The 15,504-nt window shown below is 64.6% G+C and carries 15 protein-coding genes; 6 read left to right on the top strand and 9 right to left on the bottom strand.

Annotated elements, in window-relative coordinates; genetic code table 11:
- Positions 1-14: 14 nt before the first annotated feature.
- The 7 genes from hpaI to ACFW0B_RS02295 form a co-directional block, all read right to left on the bottom strand.
- Positions 15-818, bottom strand: coding sequence for a 4-hydroxy-2-oxoheptanedioate aldolase (gene hpaI, locus ACFW0B_RS02265; RefSeq protein ID WP_449146332.1), 804 nt, complete (start codon positions 816-818; stop codon positions 15-17).
- Positions 819-904: 86 nt separating this feature from the next.
- Entirely contained in the window at positions 905-1,708 is an 804-nt protein-coding gene (gene hpaH / locus ACFW0B_RS02270) for a 2-oxo-hept-4-ene-1,7-dioate hydratase (protein ID WP_449146333.1), read from the bottom strand.
- Positions 1,709-1,715: 7 nt separating this feature from the next.
- The gene (locus ACFW0B_RS02275; protein ID WP_449146334.1) at positions 1,716-2,126 is read right to left on the bottom strand and encodes a 5-carboxymethyl-2-hydroxymuconate isomerase; all 411 of its coding nucleotides are present in this window, start codon (positions 2,124-2,126) and stop codon (positions 1,716-1,718) included.
- Between the two features lie 13 nt (positions 2,127-2,139).
- On the bottom strand, positions 2,140-3,063 hold the full coding sequence (gene hpaD / locus ACFW0B_RS02280; RefSeq protein ID WP_449146335.1) for a 3,4-dihydroxyphenylacetate 2,3-dioxygenase: 924 nt from the start codon (positions 3,061-3,063) through the stop codon (positions 2,140-2,142).
- Between the two features lie 125 nt (positions 3,064-3,188).
- Positions 3,189-4,649: a 5-carboxymethyl-2-hydroxymuconate semialdehyde dehydrogenase gene (gene hpaE, locus ACFW0B_RS02285; RefSeq protein WP_449146336.1), complete on the bottom strand. Its 1,461-nt coding sequence runs from the start codon at positions 4,647-4,649 to the stop codon at positions 3,189-3,191.
- A complete protein-coding gene (locus ACFW0B_RS02290) occupies positions 4,646-5,428 on the bottom strand; it encodes a fumarylacetoacetate hydrolase family protein (RefSeq protein WP_449146337.1) in 783 nt (260 codons plus the stop codon). The genes hpaE and ACFW0B_RS02290 overlap by 4 nt, the downstream gene beginning before the upstream one ends.
- Before the next feature lie 10 nt (positions 5,429-5,438).
- The gene (locus ACFW0B_RS02295; protein WP_449146338.1) at positions 5,439-6,098 is read right to left on the bottom strand and encodes a fumarylacetoacetate hydrolase family protein; all 660 of its coding nucleotides are present in this window, start codon (positions 6,096-6,098) and stop codon (positions 5,439-5,441) included.
- Positions 6,099-6,266: 168 nt separating this feature from the next.
- Between ACFW0B_RS02295 and hpaA the strand changes: the two genes are divergently transcribed.
- Entirely contained in the window at positions 6,267-7,184 is a 918-nt protein-coding gene (gene hpaA / locus ACFW0B_RS02300) for a 4-hydroxyphenylacetate catabolism regulatory protein HpaA (RefSeq protein WP_449146339.1), read from the top strand.
- Between the two features lie 124 nt (positions 7,185-7,308).
- On the opposite strand, the gene ACFW0B_RS02305 is transcribed toward hpaA, so the two are convergent.
- Positions 7,309-8,556 carry an OprD family porin gene (locus ACFW0B_RS02305; protein ID WP_449146340.1) on the bottom strand — a complete coding sequence of 416 codons (1,248 nt, stop codon included), beginning with the start codon at positions 8,554-8,556 and terminating at the stop codon, positions 7,309-7,311.
- A gap of 366 nt (positions 8,557-8,922) precedes the next feature.
- Between ACFW0B_RS02305 and ACFW0B_RS02310 the strand changes: the two genes are divergently transcribed.
- Genes ACFW0B_RS02310 through ACFW0B_RS02330 form a run of 5 tightly spaced genes read left to right on the top strand, consistent with a single transcriptional unit; the run spans position 8,923 to position 14,049 of the window.
- On the top strand, positions 8,923-9,945 hold the full coding sequence (locus tag ACFW0B_RS02310; RefSeq protein WP_449146341.1) for a TRAP transporter substrate-binding protein: 1,023 nt from the start codon (positions 8,923-8,925) through the stop codon (positions 9,943-9,945).
- A gap of 6 nt (positions 9,946-9,951) precedes the next feature.
- On the top strand, positions 9,952-10,482 hold the full coding sequence (locus tag ACFW0B_RS02315; protein WP_449146342.1) for a TRAP transporter small permease: 531 nt from the start codon (positions 9,952-9,954) through the stop codon (positions 10,480-10,482).
- Positions 10,479-11,801, top strand: coding sequence for a TRAP transporter large permease (locus ACFW0B_RS02320; RefSeq protein WP_449146343.1), 1,323 nt, complete (start codon positions 10,479-10,481; stop codon positions 11,799-11,801). Before ACFW0B_RS02315 ends, ACFW0B_RS02320 begins: the two co-directional genes overlap by 4 nt.
- Before the next feature lie 53 nt (positions 11,802-11,854).
- Positions 11,855-13,054 (top strand): Bcr/CflA family multidrug efflux MFS transporter, encoded by a 1,200-nt coding sequence (locus ACFW0B_RS02325; protein ID WP_449146344.1) that lies wholly within the window; start codon positions 11,855-11,857, stop codon positions 13,052-13,054.
- 44 nt (positions 13,055-13,098) lie between these two features.
- On the top strand, positions 13,099-14,049 hold the full coding sequence (locus ACFW0B_RS02330; RefSeq protein WP_449146345.1) for an MBL fold metallo-hydrolase: 951 nt from the start codon (positions 13,099-13,101) through the stop codon (positions 14,047-14,049).
- Between the two features lie 182 nt (positions 14,050-14,231).
- Here ACFW0B_RS02330 and ACFW0B_RS02335 read toward each other — a convergent pair whose 3' ends face one another.
- Positions 14,232-15,488: an MFS transporter gene (locus tag ACFW0B_RS02335; protein WP_449146346.1), complete on the bottom strand. Its 1,257-nt coding sequence runs from the start codon at positions 15,486-15,488 to the stop codon at positions 14,232-14,234.
- Positions 15,489-15,504 lie beyond the last annotated feature (16 nt).

A 15,504-nucleotide genomic window follows, 5' to 3' on the forward strand; every position in this document is an offset into this window, starting at 1 on the left:
ATTGCCTGCGGCAATCAATAGACCCCGCCACTGCCATTCACCGGAGCGGCCGTGCCCTTGAACGCGCCTGCCAGGCTCTGCAGGCCACGCATCAGCACCGTGGTATCCACCCCCACCGCGACGAAGGCCGCGCCCAGTTCGATGTAGCGACGCGCCAAGGCCTGGTCGGCGGAGAGGATGCCGGCGGCCTTGCCGGCTGATCGGATGCGAACAATGGCATCTTCGATGGCAGTCTGGACTTCCGGATGCCCAGGATTGCCGCGATGGCCCATCGCGGCGGAGAGGTCGGCCGGCCCGATGAATACGCCGTCGACACCTTCTACGCCGGCAATCGCGTCCAGGTTGGCCAGGCCTTCGAGGTTTTCGATCTGCACCAGCAGGCACATTTGCTCGTCAGCCTGGTCGAGGTAGCCGGGGATGCTGTTCCAGCGCGAGGCGCGGGCCAGGGCGCTGCCGACGCCGCGGATACCGAAGGGCGGATAGCGAATGGCGCGTACCAGTTCGGCGGCCTGCTTGGCAGATTCCACCATGGGCACCAGCAGGGTCTGGGCACCGATGTCCAGCAGTTGCTTGATCAGCACCGCGTCGCCAATGGGTGGGCGGATGATCGGCTGGGACGGGTAAGGCGCGATGGCCTGAAGCTGGGCCAGCAGGGTGCGCAGATCGTTGGGCGCATGCTCGCCGTCGAGCAGCAGCCAGTCGAAGCCCGCATTGGCCGCCAGCTCTGCGCAGTAGGCATCGGCAAGACCGAGCCAGAGGCCAATCTGCGGCTGGCCGGAGTGGAGGCGGGCCTTGAACGTGTTGATGGGCAGGTCCATGGAGGACTCCTTGGCAGGCATTGAATATAGGAGCCAGCGCTGCTGGCCAAACGCTTCGCAAGCAAGCTCGCTCCTACAGGGGCGCGTCAGACGAAACGGCAGGCAATGGAGCCCAACTGGTCGTAGTCGACGTGGAAGGTGTCGCCGGGGGCGGCCGCCACCGGGCGGGTGAAGGAGCCTCCGAGAATGATCTGGCCGGCTTCCAGGGTGACGTCGTAGGGCGCCAGCTTGTTGGCCAGCCAGGCCACGCCCTTGGCCGGGTGGTTGAGTACCGCGGCGGAGACGCCGGATTCCTCGATCACGCCATTGCGGTAGAGGATGGCCGGTACGCGCCGCAGATCGATCTCGGTGGGGCGCACGGCACGGCCACCCATCACCACGCCGGCGTTGGCGGCGTTGTCGGAGATGGTGTCGAAGACCTTGCGGGTGACCTTGGTGTCCGGGTCCACCTGCTGGATGCGCGCATCGATGATCTCCAGTGCCGGGATCACCCATTCCGTTGCGTCCAGCACGTCGAAGATCGTGCAGTTCGGGCCGCGCAGGGGCTTGCCGAGAATAAAGGCCAACTCCACTTCCACGCGCGGGACGATGAATCGGTCGAAAGGAATATCACTGCCTTCATCGAACAGCATGTTGTCCAGCAGCGCGCCGTAATCCGGCTCGGTGATGTTGGACGACACCTGCATGGCGCGGGAGGTCAGGCCGATCTTGTGGCCGACCAGCTTGCGGCCGTCACGGATCTTCCGGGCGACCCAGGCACGCTGGATGGCGTAGGCGTCGTCGATGGTGATCTCTGGATGATCCAGGGAGAACTGGCGCACTTGCTCGCGGGAACGCTCGGCGGCGTCGAGGCGGGCGGCGGCTTGCTGGATGATGCTGGCGTCGAGCATGGAAACCTCAGGAATGCTTCGTGAACAGGGGGTGCAGGCTGCTGTGCTTGGCATCGAAGACCTGGCCGGGGCTTTCGTCGATCTGCAACGTGATGCCGATTGGACGCTGCTCCAGCAGACTATCGAGGCGGCTGCGCAGCACCGTCAGCAGGCTGTCGCCCACCTGCTTGTGCACCGCCGGGCTGCGCCCGGCACCCATGCGCAGGTTGGCGTAGAGGAAGCCGTAATCACCCTTGCCGTCGGCCACGGCGGAGTGGGCCGCCGGGTAGGCCAGCACGCGGGTGCCGCCGGTGGGGAACACCTGGCGGCCGGTTTCGTCGCGCTGTTCCAGCATGCAGTCGGCCAGGGCGCGGCACAGGCCGCCGATGTCCGCTTCGCGTTCCAGGTCGGAGGTGTAGAGCAGGACCAGATGGGGCATTTCGCTGCTCCTTCTACAGCCGACTGGTGGAGGTGACGCCGGCCGGGTTCGAGGCCTGGGCAGCGGGAATGGCGGAACCGTCCTGCGGGGTGACCGGGAACACGGCGTTGATCTGGCCGGTGCCCGAGGAGCCGAAGTAGGGCGTGATGACTTCGGCCTTGCCGTCGTACTTCGACCAGCCCAGGGCACCCAGCAGCATCGCGGTGTCGTGCATGAAGCCTTCGCCGTGGCCCTTCACCGCGTATTCCGGGAGCATGGTGCAGAAGTCGTCCCACTCGCCGTCTTCCCACATCTGCACGACCCGGTTATCGAGGATTTCCAGGAAGGGACTCCACACCCTGGTGGCGAAATCCGGCGCCTGCCCGTTCTGGGCGAAACGGTGGGACAGCGAGCCGCTGGCGAGGAAGGCCACAGTGCCGTCGTAGTGCTCTTCCACGGCCTTGCGCATGGCCCAGCCGAGGCGGGCGCTGTCGTTCAGGTAATGGGAAGTGCACAGCGCCGAGACCGAGATCACCTTGAAGTGCTGGTCGGCGTTCATGTAGCGCATGGGCACCAGGGTGCCGTATTCCGGGCCAAGGGTGGTGGCGTCATGGGCCATGGTTTCCACGCCATAGCGGTTGCACACCTCAGACAGCAGGCGACCCAGTTCCGGGTTGCCGGGGAACTCGTACTCCATGTTGCTGATGAAGTGCGGCAGTTCGTTGCTGGTGTAGAGCCCCTGGAAATGCGGACCGCAGTTGATGTGGTAGTTGGCGTTGACCAGCCAGTGGGTGTCGAACACCACGATGGTGTCGACGTTCAGCTCACGGCAGCGGCGGCCGATTTCGATGTGTCCGTCGATGGCGGCCTGACGGAAGCCCTGGCGAGGGCCCGGCAGCTCGGACAGGTACATGGACGGGACGTGGGTGATCTTGGCAGCCAGAGCAAGTTTGCCCATGACGGTTCTCCTAGCGGCGGGCGCCCGCTCTCAAGGGGCGTCCTGGTTGTTGTGGTGTTTGCACGCCAGCGAAAGTGGCCGCTCGCGCAGGGCTTGCCTGCGCAGCGGCTCTATGCGGACGAGCCTTACACGCCCCAACGCGGGATGTGGTGGCTGCCCATGGAAATGCACACGTTCTTGATCTCGGCGAACACCTCGAAGCTGTACTGGCCGCCCTCGCGGCCGGTGCCCGAGCCCTTCACGCCGCCGAACGGCTGGCGCAGGTCGCGCACGTTCTGGCTATTGATGAAGACCATGCCAGCCTCGATGCCGCGGGCCAAGCGGTGAGCCTTGCCGATGTCCTGGGTCCAGATGTACGAGGCCAGGCCGTATTCGGTGTCATTGGCCAGGCGCAGGGCTTCAGCCTCGTCCTTGAACTTCATCAGGCAGACCACCGGGCCGAAGATTTCCTCCTGGGCGATGCGCATGCGGTTGTCGACGTCGGCGAATACCGTCGGCTGGATGAACTGGCCACGGGCAAGGTGCGCCGGCAGGTTTGCCGGACGCTCCAGGCCGCCGGCCAGCAGGGTGGCGCCTTCCTCGATGCCGATGCGGATGTAGCCGGTGACCTTGTCGTAGTGGGCCTGGGTGATCATCGAGCCGACCTGGGTTTTCGGGTCCTGCGGATCACCGACGATCAGGCGTTTGGCACGGGCGGCGAACTCGGCGACGAACTGGTCGTAGACGCTTTCCTGGATGAAGATCCGCGAACCTGCGGTGCAGCGCTCGCCGTTCAGGGAGAAGATGGTGAACAGCGCAGCATCGAGGGCGCGGTCCAGATCGGCGTCGTCGAAGATCAGCACCGGCGACTTGCCGCCCAGCTCCATGGAGTACTTCTTCAGGCCGGCGGTCTGCATGATCTTGCGGCCGGTGGCGGTGCCGCCGGTGAAGGAGATGGCGCGCACGTCCGGGTGGCGCACCAAGGCGTCGCCAGCGGTGGCGCCGTAACCCTGCACCACGTTCAGCACGCCTTTGGGAATGCCGGCTTCCAGGGCCAGGCGGCCCAGTTCGTTGGCGGTCAGCGGCGACAGCTCGCTCATCTTCAGTACCGCGGTGTTGCCCAGCGCCAGGCACGGCGCGGTCTTCCAGGTGGCGGTCATGAACGGCACGTTCCACGGCGAAACCAAGCCACAGACACCCACCGGTTGGTACAGGGTGTAGTTGAGCATCTGGTCGTCCACCGGGTAGCTGTGGCCGTCCATGCGGGTGCAGACCTCGGCGAAGAACTCGAAGTTGTGCGAGGCGCGGGGGATCAGCACGTTCTTGGTTTGGTGGATCGGCAGGCCGGTGTCCAGGGTTTCCAGCTCGGCCAGGTGCGGTACGTTCTGATCGATCAGTTCACCCAGCTTGCGCATCAGCTTGGCGCGCTCCTTGGCCGGGGTATTGGCCCACTTGGGGAAGGCGTCCTTGGCGGCGGCCACGGCGGCGGCGATTTCCTCGGCGCCACCGCTGGCAACTTCACCGATGGCGTCCATGGTGGCCGGGTTGTAGTTGACGAAAACCTCTTGGCTTTCGACTTCCTGGCCGTTGATCCAGTGCTTGATCATGCGGTTCTTACCTCTTGTTGCTTGCGGGCGAAGAAGGCCTCTTCGCTGACGATGCGGTTGACCAGGCGGCCTACGCCTTCCACTTCCACCACCACTTCATCGCCCGGCACCACGTCGGCCAGGCCCTCCGGCGTGCCGGTGGCGATCATGTCGCCCGGCTGCAGGGTCATGAAGCTGGAGAAGTATTCGATCAGGTAGGGGATGTCGAAGATCATGTCCGCGGTGGTGCCTTCCTGCTTCAGCTCGCCGTTCACCCAGGTGCGCAGCTTCAGCTTCATCGGGTCGGCCACATCGGCGGCGTCGACGATCCAGGGGCCGACCGGGGTGGTGGCGTCGCGGTTCTTCACCCGCAGGTTGGGCCGGTAGTAGTTCTCGAGAAAATCGCGGATGGCGTAGTCGTTGCAGACGGTGTAGCCGGCCAGGTAGGCGAGGGCGTCTTCGCGTTTCACGTTGCGCGCCGGCTTGCCGATCACTGCCACCAGCTCGCACTCGTAGTGCATGTAGGCGACGTTGTCGGGGCGCCAGGTGACCTGGTTGTGGCCGGTGTAGGTGCCCGGCGACTTGATGAAGGCCAGCGGTTCGGTAGGCGCCTTGAAGGCCAGCTCGGCGGCGTGGTCGGCGTAGTTCAGCCCCAGGGCGAACATGCTGCCGGTGGCGGGCGGCAGCCACTGGACCTGGTCTTCGGCCAGCAGGCGGCCATCGGCGAGGCGGACGGCGTTGCCTTCTTCCACGGTCACGGCGTGGACGTCGCCCTGGTAACGGATGCGTGCGTGTTTCATCTCGGGCTCCTTATTCCGCAACCACGGTGTTGGCGAGGCGGCCGAGGCCACTGATCTCTACTTCCACCAGGTCGCCCGGCAGCACGTCGACGCGGCCTTCCGGGGTGCCGGTGATCAGCACGTCGCCCTCGTGCAGGGTCATGAATTCGCTGATCTCCTCGATCAGCTGGGGGATGCCGCGCACCAGGTTGGCGGTGCTGTTCTCCTGGCGCAGCTCGCCGTTGACGAAGAGCTTGAGAGTCAGCGCGTGCGGGTCCTGCACATCGGCGGCGGGGACGAATTCCGGGCCGAGGGGGCAGAAGCCGTCGCGGCATTTGGCTTTCACCGCCGGGCGGTAATAGCTCTCTTCCGGCAGGCTGAATTCGTTGACGATCACGTAGCCGGCCACATGGTCAAGGGCGTCAGCAGCGCTGACGCAGCTGGCGCTCTTGCCGATCACCACGCCCAGGGCCGGACCCGGCTGCAGGCGCTCGACGCCTTGCGGGAAGACCACCGGCTGGCCATGGCCATTGCGGGTGTTGGGGGTCTTGATGAACAGCACCGGCTTGACCGGCGGCTTCTGGTAGGGCGGCTGCTGGAATTCCTCCAGGCGGCTTTCCAGCAGGCCTCGATAGTTCAGCGCAACGCCGAACAAGGTGCCGGTGGCGACTTGGTCGAGTGCTGGGCGCATGGTCGTCTCCTGTGAATAAAAAGCGGGTGGTGTCATGACCGGACCATCACCCGTAACGAGGATTTCGTTAATGTATTAACGTTATATTTAACATGTTAACTATCGTCAAGCCTTGCGTCCTGCCACTTCGTCATCGAAGGTGTGCGAAGGAAGCGGAGAAAGGTCGCCATGCCGGAGCGCCAGCCCATACCCAACATCAACATCGGCCAGGTCTACGACCAGCGGTACGCCGATGCCGAAGTGCACTACGAGGCTCTTGGCAAGCTCGCGGACTTCTTCGGCCGCAATATGCCGGTTCATCGTCATGACCGATTCTTCCAGGTGCATTACGTGAAGAGCGGCGCGGTGAGGGTCTATCTCGACGAGCAGCAGTACCGCCAGGAGGGGCCGTTGTTCTTCCTCACTCCGCCCACCATTCCCCATGCCTTCGTCACCGAGCAGGATGCTGATGGCCATGTGCTCACGGTGCGCCAGCAGCTGGTCTGGTCCTTGCTGGAGGCGGGGCAGGGCCTGGCCGATGGGCAGCAGGTATCGCCGGTGTGTGTGGCTTTCGCCGAACTGGGGGAGGAACTGCGCGAGGAGGTTCGGCGCCTGGACCTGTTGTTCGACCAGTTGCGCAGCGAATCCGCCGCCAATCGGCCGGGGCGCGAGGAAGCACTTTCGGCGCTGACCCGCCTGATCTTCATCAGCCTGCTGCGCCTGTCGGCCCGTTCGCTGAAGGCCCAGCCGGCGCGACATGAGGACCTGCAGGTGTTCCACCGCTTCAATGGCCTGATCGAGCAGCACTACCGTGAGCACTGGTCGCTGGCGCGATACGCCGGGCTGATGGGGGTGACCGAGGCGCGGCTCAACGACATCTGCCGACGCATCGCCGACCTGCCTTCCAAGCGCCTGATCCACGACCGGGTGATGCAGGAAGCCAAACGTCTCCTGCTGTTCACCGGCAGCTCTGCCAACGAGATCTGCTACCTGCTGGGTTTCAAGGACCCCGCTTACTTCAGTCGCTTCTTTGCCCGCAATGCCGGTATGACCCCGGGCGAATATCGCCAGCGCAAGGCCGAAGACAAGGAAGAGGCCTGGCGCTGAGGGGCAGGTGGGTTCGGATTCATTTGCCCGAGCCAGCAGGTTGAAGCCGATCCCTGCACTCGTGTGGGTTCGAATTCATTCGAAAAAGGGCCGCGAAGCGGCCCCCCCAAAGCTGATCTGATGGTTACCATAGCGGCAGCGTGTACCCCAGGATGATGCGGTTCTCGTCGAGATCCTGGGTCAGGCCATCTCCAGAGCGGAAGGTGACGTTGCGCAGGCGGATGTTGAAGCCGCGCAGGCTTCCGTTCTGTACGACGTAGGCCAGATCAGTGTCGCGCTCCCACTCGCGGCCGTCGCGCACGGCGCCCTGTTCCACGCCATCGCCGCTGATGTAGCGGGTCATGAAGCTCAATCCCGGAATCCCCAGGCTGGCGAAGTCGTAGTCGTAGCGCACCTGCCAGGAGTCTTCCTCGGGCTTGGTGAAAGTGTTGAACGTGACGAGGTTGACCACGTAGGGATCGCCACCGGTAAGGAAGGGGAAGGCGCTGTCGCCAGACAGGTTCTGCCAGGCCACCGAAAAGCGTTGGGCGCCGGCGGTGAGGCTGAGCATGCCGTTGAAGTTGCGGTTATCCACACGGCCTGCCTTACCGGCGCCGCTGTCCCGGCTGTCGAAGTAGCGCAGGTCGCTCTTCAGGCTCATGCCCTCGCCCAGGGGCAGGGTATGCACCAGGCCGGCGAAGTGCTGGCGGTAGATGTCTTCCAGTTCCGAGGTGTAGGCGGTCAGGGCGAGGTTCTGGTTCGGCGTCCAGGTGCCTCCGGCGAAGTCGAAGTGGTCGCTGGTCTGGCCGGCAAAGCCGATGTCGTCGCGGCCGGAGGAATCCCGCGGGTTGGTTTCGGTGAGGCGTCCGGCGTTCAGGGTCAGGCCATCGAATTCCTGGCTGGTGAGCATGCCGCCGGTGAAGGTGGAGGGCAGCAGGCGGGTGTCGTTGTACATGGCCACTGGCAGGGTGGGCATCAGTGTGCCCAGGCGCAGGGTGCTCTTTGAGGCTCGCAGCTTGGCGGTCAGGCCCAGTTCACTGTAGTCGTCCACCGGCTCCTTGCCGGTGGGGCCGAAGGGCAGCAGGCCGGTGCCGCGGCGGTCGCGGCTGGAGTCCAGCTTGATCCCCATCTCTCCCAGGGCGTCCAGGCCGACGCCGATGGTGCCATCGGTGAATCCGGACTCGAAGCGGGCGATGAAGCCCTGCCCCCATTCGGCAGCCTTGGACTGGGGCGCCCCATCCTGGCGGAAGTCGCGGTTTATGTAGAAGTTGCGCAGTTCGAGGCTGGCTTTGCTGTCACTGGCGAAATCGGCCGAGGCGTTAGCGCTGCAGGTGAGCGCCAGCGCGACGGCGGCGTGGTGGGAAAGGGCGTGGAACGGATAGGGCCGTTGCATTGTTCTTATCTCCTTTTGGCCGTTGTATGGGCACCAGGCCGCTTCAGCGACCATCGGCGGAGCGGATTGTTAGCATTTTATTAACATTTTAACAATGTTGTTCATGGCTATTCCTACTGCGCATGCCTTTCCTTTTTCGCCCAAACGATTTTTCTGATTGAATTTAACTTGTTGAAATAAAAAGATTTATCTGTTCGATATGACAAATCTTCGACTGGCAAGGCAAACGGTCGGTGGTTGACAGGAGCGTTTTAAAGATTAATGTGTTAACGAGATGTTGAATGTGTTAATGAAATAGCCGCCGCCGATGCCGCATCGCGGGTTGGCAGGCACACATGAGTACAAGAACAACGAGGCTCACTACCCATGAAGATGCCCAAGCTCGCCGTCCTTTTCGCAGCCGCCTGTACTTCCGCCGCGGCCTTCGCGGAAACCACCTGGACCCTCAAGGTCGCTCACTTCCTTCCCGCCAATTCCAATGCCCAGCGCAACATCATCGAGCCCTGGTGCCAGCAGCTTGGCGAGGAATCCGCCGGACGCATCAAGTGCCAGCTCTATCCATCGATGCAGTTGGGAGGAACGCCAGCCAAGCTGGCTGACATGGTCCGCAACGGTGTCGCCGATATCGTCTGGACAGCCCCGGCCTATTCGGCGGGCAAGTTCCCCCGGATCGAAGCCATGGAGCTGCCGTTCATGCTTCCCCCCGGAGCAAGGGCGAGCAACCCGATCATCTGGCAGTACTACGAGCAGTTCGCCCGCGACGACTTCAAGGGCTACAAGGTGCTGTCGGTACACGGTGACGGCGGCATGGACATCCACACCCGCGGCAAGGGCGTGGCTACCCTGGAAGATCTGAAGAACCTCAAGCTGCGCGCTTCCAGCCGCACGGCCGCGAAGCTGGTCGAAGCCCTCGGCGCTACTCCAGTGAGCATGCCGCCGGCACAGATGACCGAATCCATCTCCAAGGGGGTTGTCGATGGCGCGCTGGCCTCCTGGGAGGTGGTGCCGCCGACCAAGCTGGATGAAGTCACCGATCGCCACTCGGCCATTCCTGCCGGTCAGCCGGCGTTCTCCTACACCGTGCTGGCGATGCTGATGAACGAGCGCAAGTTCAACAGCCTGCCCGAGGACCTGCGCGCAATCATCGAGCGCAACAGTGGCCCGGCCCTGAACGAGCGTTTTGCCGTCGCCTGGGACAAGGCCCTGGACGAAGCCCGCAACCGTACGCCGTCCGGGCAGATGGTCGCCATCAATGCGGCCGCCTACGGCGCCATGCGCCAGGCTGTGGCACCGGTGGCCGACGACTGGGCCGCTGCCGCCTCCGGGAAGGGGCTCGACGGCAAGGCGCTGCTGGAAGGTGCCCGGCAGCTCTCCAGCAGTGCCCGGTGATCGCTCATGAACGAGTCCCTGTCCTTCGAGTCCTCCCCCGCCGAGGGGGCGGGCCTGGCCAGCCGCGTGCTGCAGCGTACCGCCCAGGGATTGGCCCTGGGCGGTGGCTGCATCCTGCTGGCCCTGGTGGCCATGTCGCTGGTTTCCATCATTGGCCGCAAGCTGTTCGCCACGCCCATTCAGGGTGATATCGAGCTGATGGAGATCGGCGCGGCGGTTGCCATTGCGGCTTTCCTGCCGCTCTGCGAACTGCGGGGTCAGCACATCAAGGTGGATGCCTTCACCCTGAAGCTGCCGGTTCGGGTTCAGGCCTGGCTGGACGCGGGTGCCCACTTCCTGTGCCTGCTGGCTGCACTGGTGCTGGCCTGGCGCACCAGCCTGCAGGTACTGGAAAGCCGCGAATACGGCGAAGTTTCCACGCTGCTCTCGGTGCCTTTGTGGATACCGCTGCTGGGCATCGTGCCGAGCCTGCTGCTGCTGGCGGTCACCGCTGGCGCCCGAATCTGTCAATGTCTCGCCCGGGAGCAACGTCAATGAGTGGTCTCAGTCTCGGCCTGCTGGCGCTGGCCGCCACCTTCATCCTGCTGGTGCTTCGGGTGCACATCGGCCTGACCATGATGGTGGGCGGCGCCCTGTGCTTCCTCGCGGTGAACGATGGCGACTTCTCCGCTCTGTTGTTCAGCCTCAACAACCTGGCCTGGTCGCGCCTTTCCAACTACGACCTGGCGGTGATCCCGCTATTCGTGCTGATGGGCCAGTTCGCCACCCATGGCGGCCTCTCCAAGGCGATATTCCGTTGCGCTGCAGCCTTCGTCGGTCATCTGCGAGGCGGCATCGGCATGTCTGCCATCGGTGCCTGCGCCGGTTTCGGTGCCATCTGCGGCTCGTCTCTGGCCACCTCGGCCACCATGAGCCAGGTGGCGCTGCCGGAGCTGCGCCGGCACAACTATTCCGGACGCCTGGCCACCGCCACCGTGGCGGCGGGAGGCACCCTGGGTATCCTCATCCCGCCGTCGGTGCCGTTGATCATTTACGCGGTGCTGACCCAGGAATCCATTGCCAAGCTGTTCGTCGCCGCCGTGGTGCCGGGCTTGCTGGCGGCGGCGGGCTACCTGGTTGTCGTGCGCCTGATGGTAGCGCGGGAGCCGGAAGGCCATAGCCGCAGCGAACCGGCCAGTGCCGCCGAACGATTTTCGGCATTCCTCCAGGTGATGCCCGTACTGGGCGTATTCCTGGTGGTGATCGTCGGCATCTACGGCGGTTGGGCCAACCCCACCGAGGCGGCCTCCATCGGTGCCGCGGCCTGCGGGCTGCTGGCATTCTTCCAGGGCGGCATGCGGGGGGCCGGATTGCGCCAGAGCCTGCTGGGCACTGCCGAAACCACGGCGATGATCTTCCTCGTGCTGCTGGGGGCCGACCTGCTGAATTCCGGCCTGGCGCTGACCCAGATGCCCACCGAACTGGCCGAATGGGTAAAGCAGAGCGGACTTGCGCCGGTGATGGTGCTCTGCGCCATCCTGCTCCTGTACCTGTTGCTGGGCTGCGTAATGGATTCCCTGGCGATGATCCTGCTGACCATCCCGATCTTCTACCCGGTGATCATGGGCCTGGACTTCTACGGCCTCAGCGAAGTCCAGAAGTCTATCTGGTTCGGCATCCTTGCGCTGATGGTGGTGGAGATCGGCCTGATTCACCCGCCTTTGGGCATGAACCTGTTCATCGTCAACAAGGTGGCGCGCGACGTGCCCTACCTCGAAACCGCCAAGGGTGTGCTGCCTTTCCTTGCCTCTGACCTGGTGCGCATCGTCCTGCTGGTCGCCTTCCCGGGCATCTGCCTCTGGCTGCTGAGCCTGTGATCCTCGCGGGCCGCCCTGCGGCCCGTGCCTTTCCTGCCGTTGCGGAGTCCGTGATGACCCAGCTCTCCTCACAGACCGGCCGAGGCCTGATCGTTCTTCTGGCGGCCCTGGTGGCCTTTGCTCCCCTGTCCATCGACATGTACCTGCCCAGCCTGCCGGTCCTGGCGCGGGAGCTGGCGGCCACCGATGCCCAGGTCCAGCACAGCATCAGCGTGTTCCTGGCGGGGTTGTGCATCGGCATGCTGTTCTATGGCCCCCTGTCGGACCGTTTCGGCCGGCGCCCGTTGCTGCTGGGCGGAATCGTCCTGTACGTGGCCGCCAGCGCCGGCTGTTCGTGGGTGGCCAGTGCCGATCAGTTGCTCATCTGGCGCGGGTTGCAGGCCCTTGGCGGCGCTGCTGCTGCGGTGCTGGCGCGGGCCATCGTGCGTGATCTGTTTCCCTTGCAGCAGGCTGCCCGGGTGCTGTCGCTGATGCACCTGGTGACCATGCTTGCCACGCTGGTGGCGCCCCTGCTTGGCAGCTATCTGATGGAGATGGCCGGCTGGCGATCGATTTTCATTGGTCTGATGGGCTTTGCCACGCTCTGTGGCCTGGCGGTCTGGCTAAGGGTGCCGGAGAGCCATCGTGGCGAGTCCCGTGGGCACTCCCTGGGCAGTGCGTTCGCCACGTATTTCTCGATCCTCGGCAACCCGCGCGCGGTGGGACTGATGCTGTGCATGGAACTGTCTTTCGCCGGCATGTTCGCCTACATCACCGGTTCGCCCTTCGTATTCATCGAGCACTTCGGCTTCAGCCCGCAGCAGTACGCACTGTTATTCGGCGCCAACATCGCCGGGGTGATAGTCGTCACTTTCCTCAACGCCCGGCTGGTCGGGCGGCTGGGGCCGGAAACCATGTTGCGCCGGGGTTCCCTGGTCTCGGCCCTGGCGGGCGTGGGGCTATTGCTGGCAAGCAGCCTGCCGGCCTCCGGCTGGCCGGCCATGGCACTGGCGCTGCTGCTGTTCGTCAGCGTTACCGGAATGCTGGGTGCCAATTCCATCGCCAGTCTGATGGCGCTTTTCCCACAACGTGCTGGCGCCGCCGCAGCCCTGGCGGTTGCCGGGCAATTCGGCCTCGGTGCCCTGGCCAGCTTCCTGGTGGGCGTGCTGCATGACGGCTCGCCAATGCCCATGAGCCTGATGGTCGCCAGCTGTGGTGTCGGTGCCTTCGCGTCCTTGCGCCTGACCGTACGCGCCGAGCCTTCCACGGCCTGACTGCATTTTTCCCGGTGTACCCGCCAACGATAAGGAGATTCACCATGTCACTGAAGAAACTGTCCCGACTACGCCTGGCAGCTGCCGTGGCGGCCTTTGCCCTGGGCCTGGGAGCACAAGCGGCGGAAAAGCCCGATGTGCGCCTGCTGCTGCTTGGTACCAAGGGCGGCCCCTCGATGCTGCAGGCAAATAGCCTGCCCCAGTCCAGCGTGCTGATGGTGGGGGATGACGCCTACCTGCTCGATGCCGGCTATGGCGCCAGTCTGCGCCTGGTGCAGGCCGGCATCCCGCTGCGCAACATCAAGGGCGTATTCATCACGCACCTGCACAGTGACCACGTGCTGGACTATCCCTCTCTGCTGATGAACAGCTGGGCCAGTGGCCTCAGGCATCCGTTGAAGGTTTTCGGTCCGCAAGGTACCCGGGACATGACCGAGAACGCCTGGAAGACCTTCGCGGTGGATATCGAAGAGCGCATCGTCGATGAAGGCAAGCCTGATCCGCGGCCCCTGGTGACTGCGAAGGACATCGACGAGGGGCTGGTCTACCAGGACGACCAGCTCAGGGTCACCGCCCTGCGGGTACCTCATCCTCCCTTCGATGCGGGGCAGGCGCTGGCCTTCAAGTTCGAAGCCGGGGGCAAGGTCATCGTGTTGTCCGGCGACATGACCTACTTCCCGCCATTCGCGGAGTTCGCCAAAGACGCCGATGTGCTGGTCAACGAAGTGGTGCACGTGGATGCGGTGCAGCGTCTGGCGGAGCGCATCGGCAATGGCTCGACTCTGGCCAGGGCGATCATCTCCCACCACATCACCGCTGAGGATGTGGGACGCACCGCCAGCGCCGCCAAGGTGAAGAAGCTGGTGCTCAGCCATTTCGTCCCCGCCGACGACCCGGCCCTGACCGACGACGTCTGGCGTACTTCGGTGGCCAAGACTTTTGACGGTGAGATAGTCGTCGGCAAAGACGGCATGGAAATCGACCTGGGACGCTAACGGCGCCCCTGCCGCACGGCGCAGCGCAGCCCAGGTCGACTCCGTCGTTGGGCTGCGCTGCGCCTGGCCACAACCTGCGTGCCCGGAACACCTCGCAGGTTGGGCTGCGCGCGGCGAAGTCCAATGCAAACCGCAACTGGGGACCAGAATTTCTGGGGGCGACTTTCAGATGCGAGATAGGGTCAGCGCAGGCTCTCGCTGCTCGCGGCTATATCCCGGCCCAGCAGGCGCTGGCGCGGAAGCAGCCAGGCACAGTAACCGAGCAGTAGCACGCCGGCGCAGGTCATGGCGGCAGGAGCGCCGAAGCGTTCGGCAAGTACGCCTGCCAGTAGCCCGCCGATGGCGTCGAAGCCAAACCGTGTCGAGGTGTAGAGCGAGACCACGCGGCCCCGCAGGCGCTCCGGGGCCAGGCTCTGCAAGAGGATGTTGGTGCCGACGTTGCAGTTGGTGATGGCGAAGCCGAGCACGGCCATGGCCAACAGAGAGAGGGCCAACTGCTCGCTGACGGCGAAGGCGAGCAAGCCCGCGCCTCCGGCCAGGGCGCAGGCCATGATGCTCGTGACCAGGCTGTGCAGTGCGTGGCGATTGGCGAGGAACAGTGTGCCCAGCAATGAGCCCAGGCCTGCCGCCCCCCAGAGCCAGCCGAGTGTCCGTGCGTCACCATTGAAGATGTCCTTGGCGAAGACCGGCAGCAGAACGGCATAGCTGGAGGCGGTGAGGTTGACCACCAGTACGCTGAGTATCATCAGGCGGATGGCCGGCTTGCCGGCGACATAGGCCAGCCCTTCCCGGAACACGTCCCCGGTGGAGCCCGCAGCTCGGGGCGTGGGCGCCATGCGAATCACCAGCAGCCCCGCAGCCAGCCCCAGATAGGAGAGGGCATTGAGGGCGAAGCAGGCCGCTTCGCTGGTGAGTCCCAGCAGCAGGCCGGCCAGGGGTGGTCCCACGAAGCGCGAACTGTTGAACAGCATGGCATTGAGCGCCAGGGCGTTGGGCAGGTCCTCCTTGCCGCTGACGAACTGGCTCAACAGTGACTGTCGCAGCGGGGTATCGAAAGCGTTGAGGATGCCCAGCAGTGCGGCCATGGTCACGATCAGCGACGGGCCGATCAGGTCGCTGAACGTGAGTGCGGCCAAGGTAATGGCCTGCAGGCCGAGCAGCCCTTGTACGCCGATCAGCAGGCGGCGCTTGTCATGCCGGTCAATCCAGGCGCCCGCCAGCGGTCCCACCAGTAACTGCGGAAGCAGCGACGCAAACGTGGTGACGCCGAGCAGTGCCGCCGAGCCGCTGAGGCGGTAGATCAGCCAGGCGAGGGCGACCTGTTGCAGCCAGCTACCCAGGGTGGATACCGCCTGGCCGGCAAAGTAGAGACGGAAGTTGGGGTGACGCAGGGCGCGGAGGGAGGAGGGCCAGCGGCGGGACGATGGATGGGATGGCATCAGGAGATCGCTGAGG

It is taken from the genome of Metapseudomonas phytobenefica (assembly GCF_043392685.1).
In the GTDB taxonomy this organism is placed as follows: Bacteria; Pseudomonadota; Gammaproteobacteria; order Pseudomonadales; family Pseudomonadaceae; genus Metapseudomonas.

Excerpts from the sequence above, each read along its gene's own strand:
- hpaI (WP_449146332.1), bottom strand. The coding sequence starts at position 818 with ATGGACCTGCCCATCAACACGTTCAAGGCCCGCCTCCACTCCGGCCAG.
- hpaH (WP_449146333.1), bottom strand. The coding sequence starts at position 1,708 with ATGCTCGACGCCAGCATCATCCAGCAAGCCGCCGCCCGCCTCGACGCC.
- ACFW0B_RS02275 (WP_449146334.1), bottom strand. The coding sequence starts at position 2,126 with ATGCCCCATCTGGTCCTGCTCTACACCTCCGACCTGGAACGCGAAGCG.
- hpaD (WP_449146335.1), bottom strand. The coding sequence starts at position 3,063 with ATGGGCAAACTTGCTCTGGCTGCCAAGATCACCCACGTCCCGTCCATG.
- hpaE (WP_449146336.1), bottom strand. The coding sequence starts at position 4,649 with ATGATCAAGCACTGGATCAACGGCCAGGAAGTCGAAAGCCAAGAGGTT.
- ACFW0B_RS02290 (WP_449146337.1), bottom strand. The coding sequence starts at position 5,428 with ATGAAACACGCACGCATCCGTTACCAGGGCGACGTCCACGCCGTGACC.
- ACFW0B_RS02295 (WP_449146338.1), bottom strand. The coding sequence starts at position 6,098 with ATGCGCCCAGCACTCGACCAAGTCGCCACCGGCACCTTGTTCGGCGTT.
- hpaA (WP_449146339.1), top strand. The coding sequence starts at position 6,267 with ATGCCGGAGCGCCAGCCCATACCCAACATCAACATCGGCCAGGTCTAC.
- ACFW0B_RS02305 (WP_449146340.1), bottom strand. The coding sequence starts at position 8,556 with ATGCAACGGCCCTATCCGTTCCACGCCCTTTCCCACCACGCCGCCGTC.
- ACFW0B_RS02310 (WP_449146341.1), top strand. The coding sequence starts at position 8,923 with ATGAAGATGCCCAAGCTCGCCGTCCTTTTCGCAGCCGCCTGTACTTCC.
- ACFW0B_RS02315 (WP_449146342.1), top strand. The coding sequence starts at position 9,952 with ATGAACGAGTCCCTGTCCTTCGAGTCCTCCCCCGCCGAGGGGGCGGGC.
- ACFW0B_RS02320 (WP_449146343.1), top strand. The coding sequence starts at position 10,479 with ATGAGTGGTCTCAGTCTCGGCCTGCTGGCGCTGGCCGCCACCTTCATC.
- ACFW0B_RS02325 (WP_449146344.1), top strand. The coding sequence starts at position 11,855 with ATGACCCAGCTCTCCTCACAGACCGGCCGAGGCCTGATCGTTCTTCTG.
- ACFW0B_RS02330 (WP_449146345.1), top strand. The coding sequence starts at position 13,099 with ATGTCACTGAAGAAACTGTCCCGACTACGCCTGGCAGCTGCCGTGGCG.
- ACFW0B_RS02335 (WP_449146346.1), bottom strand. The coding sequence starts at position 15,488 with ATGCCATCCCATCCATCGTCCCGCCGCTGGCCCTCCTCCCTCCGCGCC.